This window comes from Bacteroidota bacterium, assembly GCA_037133915.1.
Lineage (GTDB): Bacteria > Bacteroidota > Bacteroidia > Bacteroidales > CAIWKO01 > JBAXND01.
In genome coordinates this window covers 24,113-30,112 of the sequence record JBAXND010000052.1, presented here as the reverse complement: position 1 = coordinate 30,112, position 6,000 = coordinate 24,113, and the positions used below count along the sequence as shown (strand labels likewise).

Below are 6,000 nucleotides of genomic sequence, written 5' to 3'. Positions count from 1 at the left end.
AAAGGGGGTCAGCTTAACGCGGAACTAGGGGACCAGTTTGCGCGTATTCTCCAAATGCAATCAACAATGGCTTTTACTGCATGAATCTGATAGGGTCGCATCACTAGCATTTGCTGTTCGCTTTCAATCAAAACCATATACTTGCTAATCATTTCGCCAAGCGTACATTTTTTGAGAAACTTATCGGCAAACTCTTCAAGATAGTTTATTTTCCTATTGTTCTTGTCTGCCAATTCATATATTGGCAGAAACTGTTCATCTGCATTGAAACTGAAATGTTGGTTTTTATTGTTAGCAAAATAATAGGTTCTGTTGCTGTTGCTCACAATAAACATCTGCATAAAACACATCAACGAATTGCTGTAGCCATTTCCGGAATCATTTTTATAATCCACTATTTGCTGCATTGCTTTACGAGGGGAAATGTCTATTTTTTTTAATTCAATTTGCACAACCGGCAGCCCATTAATCAATAAAATAATGTCGTAGCGGTGATTGCTGTTTTCAGTATTGATGCGTAATTGATTTATGACCTCATAGTCATTTTTGCACCAGTCTTTGATATTTACTAAAGCGTAATGTAAAGGCGTACCATCTTCACGTTGAAAGTAGTTTCTTTCACGCAGCCGTTTTGAGGCAGTGAAAACATCAGGATTAATGATTTCTTCACGTAAACGTAAAAATTCACTTTCTGTAAGATGAACATGATTCAGTGTTTCAAATTTAGTTTTAAAGTTCTGTTCAAGCGTTTTTCTATCGAAAATATCCGGTCGATAGTTGTACTTCAACTCAGTAAGTTGCTTGATAAGGTTTTCTTCTATTTGATTTTCTTTAAACATTCAGTTTTTTGTACAAATTTACTTGTATAAATCGATTTATCATTTATTGCAATGGCAAAAATGGTTCTTTTGGTTTTTTGTTCGGGCTTTGTGCGTCGGCAAAAAACAAATGTGCTAGAATGTGCCACCGCTCTTTTAGCATGTGCCATAGCGTGCCGGCACTTACTTTCGTGCGTTTTATAATTCCCTGTCAATAATGTCGTGTTTGTTCGGAAATTTATTTTTTAAAAAGTCAGCCAATTTACCTGTATTTACTAATTCTAAAAATTTATTAGTATTGATGTGAAGGACTGTTGTACATTGTGCATTAACAGTCTGATAAGCCACATTTAAATTGTCGGCAATTTGATGAAATGCATCCGAATGCTTTGTTCCGTTTTTAATCAACTTAACAGCCGGAATAATATAGTCAGTTAATCCATCTCTATTTCCCCTTCCTCTTTTTCTTTCGAAAATTTTTTCTGTAGGCTGTTGACTAACTATATTTATTGTCAGGGGGGTAATTCTTGATATTGGTTTTATTAGTGGTTCAATTTGAAAAATCGCATCCCCATGTTCAAAGCCGTCTCGCGTAAATGTTTTGAAAACATTGATTATCGTTTTGAACTTAAATGATCCAAAAACACTTTTCAGTTTTTCGTGTTCTTGTTCTATAATGATAACAAGCTCCGGCTCGCAGTCAACAATTTCACTAACGGTTTTAAAGACTTCGGTTTTTCCGTTTGCAATAAGTAAGGCATTTTTAAACGGGTCTGTCCTTATTTCACTTTCAAAAAATCTCACGAGTTGTTTTCTTGTTTGTGGGTTGTTATGTGCTTCAGAAAATTTCATTAATTGAAGAGCAATATGAGAATACACATCGTGATTTGAAATTTCAACTTCAATAATGAACCATTTTTCTTTTTCAAAGTCAATAACAAAAGCATCAGGGATTGTTTCTGTGCCAAAAATTGATGCAATTTTTTTCTTTTTAAATAAAATAGCGTTGTCTCCGAAAAGATGCTTGTATTGAGTAAAAACAACTTTTTCAAACTCGTTCTCTTTTCCTTGAAAGTCTGTTTGAAAATATTTTATTCCGTCTTTAACTATAATGTCCATAATTATTTTTTTTTGTAAAATAAAGTGGCTACGTTGAATTGTCATTTTAAGCACGAACGCTGGGCTAATCAATTCTTAAGTAAAGTTCATTTCAAATTTGGCTTTGTACTTAAACATTGTATTTATTGTCTTTATTTTATTCTTTCTTAAACGTACACATTGGACACTTAGCCTCATTTATAAGCCATAAGTCCACATCTTTACCATTTACATTTTTATAAAACCATAATCGAAATTCATGATACTCTTTGTCATAATGAACATCAAGTGTATAGCTTTCGTTATTCAATTTTAGATAATAGGTCTTATAAAGATTTGCCATCGTGCCACTAACGACATATTCATTATACGCCATCATCTTATATGCAGTCTTAGTCCCACCAATATTTACAATTAGTGTTGAGTCCTTGGGATCTGAAACTGAAATTTCACAATATTGATTTATTGGTTTATCGGAAGCCTTTTCCCAATCACCATTACCAACGCCGACAATATCTATCCACGAATTGCTTGAATAAGTACACGAATTATGGCTGGCCATATATTCTTGAATATTAAAATCACAGTCTGTCATATAAGCAATCTGTGTCCTTAAGTTTGAAGGAAACCATTGAAAGGAAATAGAGAATTTATTATTTAGCCATGTTGTAACCTCAACGACTATTCCTTTCTTACAATTTCTATAGATTTTTGAATATTGGTTCTTGTCCCCGTCAGTCTTCTTTACGAATTCATAACCTAATTTGTCAAATTCTTCATTTGAATATTTATATGATTTAGTTAATGGATCACTCCAAACAATAAGTCGAGAATCCGTTTCAAATTTAAAATTGTCAGCACCAATAGGATTAATCTTATTTACTATACAATTCTCAAAATAGGAAATTGATTTGTCAGAAGACGTTTGGGCAAATAGATTTGTAGCCAAAATTGTCAAGATAATAAATAATGATTTTCTCATGTTAAGTTCTGCTTTAATATTGCACATATCAGTATGTTTGCGATGGGCGGGCTTTTCAGCATAAATGTTCATTCGGAGCACTGCACTTTCTGTAACCATAAAACTGTCTGTGGAGCATGAAAACTCGCCTATTTCAAATGTGTAATTATCAGTCTTCAATATTTAGTATTTTCTCATCCAAATTATTATGCAAGTGTTTGTCTTGATAGCCTTGTCACTAACGATCGGGGCTTTATTTTCGGGCGACCTCACTGCCTTGTCTAAAAGAAGGAATGTTTCTGTCCGCTGCTTTCCTGCCTACGAAGCACTGGCCGCATGCAATAAAGCCCATTATAGGCAGGTTATTTTTTTCTAAATCTATAACATTTGTAACCAATTTTAGTCCGTTTAGCTTTCTCCCACTCGTCTTTGAGAACTTCTTTTGACAGTTTGATACAATCTGCTTTAAGCAAATCAAGCTTTTCTAATTCTTTCTTTTGATGGGATTCTTTTGATTTTTCGGCAAAAGTTCCTAATTGCTCTACTAAACGTGTATGTTTCATTTCAGAATCATTTAATGAAAGGTCAATTTGGTTTATCAGGAAATCAGCATTTTTATGATCTTCAGCCAGGCCTTTATAATAATTTACAAATATTTTTTCTCTATCAGTAGCATAGTCATCGGAATCTCTGTCAAGTTTGCTTATTTCATCTACCATATTCGATATTTGTACGTTTATACTATTCATAATACTTATAAACTCGCATATGTTTTTTCTTAAGTCGTCTATCCATTTAATTCTTGATTGAGTCACATGATTACTTTTCATTTGAAATAATGCGAATATTGCAGTCAAAATGGCAATTATTAATGGCAAATAATCTTTCCAAGGTGTCGAATCTTTTTTATCATTATTACAACAACAACATTTTATTTTGGGCATAGAATATTGATAATGTTCTGAATTCATATATTTGGAGATACTGTCATTTTTTGTAGCTAAAATGTCAAGTTTGCTATTAATAATTGAAGAAAGAATCTCTTGTCTATATACACTGGATTCCATTATTAATGTTTTGTTTAGAATCGAGTCAATCTTGGTTGAAAAGTCTTGACCCATGACATTTGTCGAAAGTAATATCAAAATAATAATTAACTTCTTCATCTAAGTATAATTTAAAATTTATATTTCAACAATTTTTAAGTATCCATGAGTGTATCCATCTTTATTATTACTCACAGTTATAGAATATGTTTTATTATGTTCCTTGTTGTTTATGTCTTGATATTTCAAGGAGAGTTGAAATGTTGGAAATACAGGTGCAGTGATTCTTTCTCCATTTCTATAATAGTATCCATCACATGTTTCATAACATTCAAAAATAACATAATTGTAAAACATTATTAAATCCGTAAGTACATGCGGAAATTCAACTTTTGTTAATTTATTACTTACAGAAACTGGGAGTAAATATTTAATTTCCTTTTTTAAAATATAATCAGCGATTGTAAAACCACCTGCAATAGATTGAAAGTTTTTAGTTTCAAAATCAAGATTATTATCCGTAAGTGTAAAGTTAATTATGTCACTCTTATTGTTACTAGCTGCAATTTGTAATATCTCCTTAATAATTTTCGAAACATTAATATCAAATGTCATTGTTAATTTTTTCGCACTCCCTAAACCTATATTATAAAAATCAAGGTGAAAATTCTCTCCAAGTGATCCGCCTATCTCTCTTCCAATATCTTGAATGTTATGATTTTCGTCCCAACTAATACGCCAATAATTTATTGCGATGAGTGAACCTAACCTTTCAGCTTTATATCTTATTTCATACCCACTTATAAGAATACTTGGTAAGTAGATTGTCTCTCGCTGTTTTCTTACTTCTATTAACGCTCTGTAAGCAATAAATAAACTTGCTATTACTGCTATTGAAGATATTAAATTTATAATTGTTGTAATCAACATCATTTTCTATTTGTTTTCCAATTACTTTTAAAATGACCTGATTTTGAGCAGGAGTCCAATTATTATTATTTTGAGTTGAATTCTCATTTTTTTTAATGGATGGTAACGTTCTGCAGCTTTATTTTCGTGCGGCAACCCTGCTTTATCTAGAAGAAGGAATGTTTTTGTCAACGGCCTTCTGATCTAAGAAGCACGTGCCGAATGAAAAAAACCGCGATTATCGGCGGCCTTTCTTTTTGTCAATTAATTCAATCTTCATTCTAAACAAAGTGAAAAAACATCATTTCAACTTTTACTTGGTTTTTTTCATCGTCTTTTTGCCGAAATATGAAACTGAAGTTTGAGTCATTATTTTTACTAATAAAGTTCACATAATATTCGTGCTTTTTCCCTTCAGTTTCTATTTGGTCTATAACATCTGAAAACGCCTTATTATCAACGAAAAAAATCAAAGCAACTTTAGTATCTCTCCATGATATGTAATTGTCGAAAAGTTGATTGATCGTTTCATGAAAACCTTTTGCACCCTTCCACCATTTACATTCAGCAATAAATAAGTTATTCCCTTTATCGTCTTTTAATATAATGTCCGTTTTACCTTGTCTATTAAAAGTTTCTCCTGTAGCAGTAGTTCGTTCGTATCGTCCAGTTAGGTTTGTAAGAAAGTGGTCTCTTAATCCTTCCTCATCCTGACTTTGGTATACTTTCGGCTTTTGTTCTAAATCCTTTCCGTATTGCTTTATTGTAGTGAGAACATCTTTATAAATTTCGTCTGGGAAATCTATATTAGGTATAGATTTCTTTTTTATTATTGCTGTTGATGTGAGTTCAAAGTCATCATCATAAATACTTTCATAACCTTTATCTGTCAAGCGGAAACACTCAAGTCCATCTTTTTCATAAGTCATATAACCACCGTCTATTAAAACATCCGCGGCCGCGGCAAACAAGTCCCGCTCTTTGGGATTAAATTTTGGAATTATATTGTGGTAAAATAATCTGAGCATAACAATGTGCCCTGCTCTGCTATTTGTTTTCCTGAACTGGTCAAGTATTATTTCTGCTATTTCATTTTTAGTTTTCATGTGAGGTTGATTTATTTGTATTGTCTAATATTTAAACGGTCGTTGTTAAAGTTTCAGATACT

Annotated in this window: 5 protein-coding genes and 1 pseudogene; all 6 read right to left on the bottom strand. The window is 32.2% G+C overall.

What is annotated here, in order from left to right; genetic code table 11:
- Positions 1–53: 53 nt before the first annotated feature.
- The 6 genes and pseudogenes from WCM76_14265 to WCM76_14240 all read right to left on the bottom strand — a co-directional run bounded on the left by WCM76_14265 (position 54) and on the right by WCM76_14240 (position 5,938).
- Positions 54–839, bottom strand: a pseudogene (locus WCM76_14265) (type I restriction endonuclease).
- Between the two features lie 177 nt (positions 840–1,016).
- A complete protein-coding gene (locus tag WCM76_14260; GenBank protein MEI6766790.1) occupies positions 1,017–1,937 on the bottom strand; it encodes a hypothetical protein in 921 nt (306 codons plus the stop codon).
- 136 nt (positions 1,938–2,073) lie between these two features.
- Positions 2,074–3,057 carry a hypothetical protein gene (locus tag WCM76_14255; GenBank protein ID MEI6766789.1) on the bottom strand — a complete coding sequence of 328 codons (984 nt, stop codon included), beginning with the start codon at positions 3,055–3,057 and terminating at the stop codon, positions 2,074–2,076.
- Positions 3,058–3,239: 182 nt separating this feature from the next.
- Positions 3,240–4,043, bottom strand: coding sequence for a hypothetical protein (locus tag WCM76_14250; protein MEI6766788.1), 804 nt, complete (start codon positions 4,041–4,043; stop codon positions 3,240–3,242).
- An 18-nt stretch (positions 4,044–4,061) separates the two neighbouring features.
- The gene (locus WCM76_14245; GenBank protein ID MEI6766787.1) at positions 4,062–4,856 is read right to left on the bottom strand and encodes a hypothetical protein; all 795 of its coding nucleotides are present in this window, start codon (positions 4,854–4,856) and stop codon (positions 4,062–4,064) included.
- 257 nt (positions 4,857–5,113) lie between these two features.
- Positions 5,114–5,938: a hypothetical protein gene (locus WCM76_14240; GenBank protein MEI6766786.1), complete on the bottom strand. Its 825-nt coding sequence runs from the start codon at positions 5,936–5,938 to the stop codon at positions 5,114–5,116.
- Between the last annotated feature and the right edge of the window lie 62 nt (positions 5,939–6,000).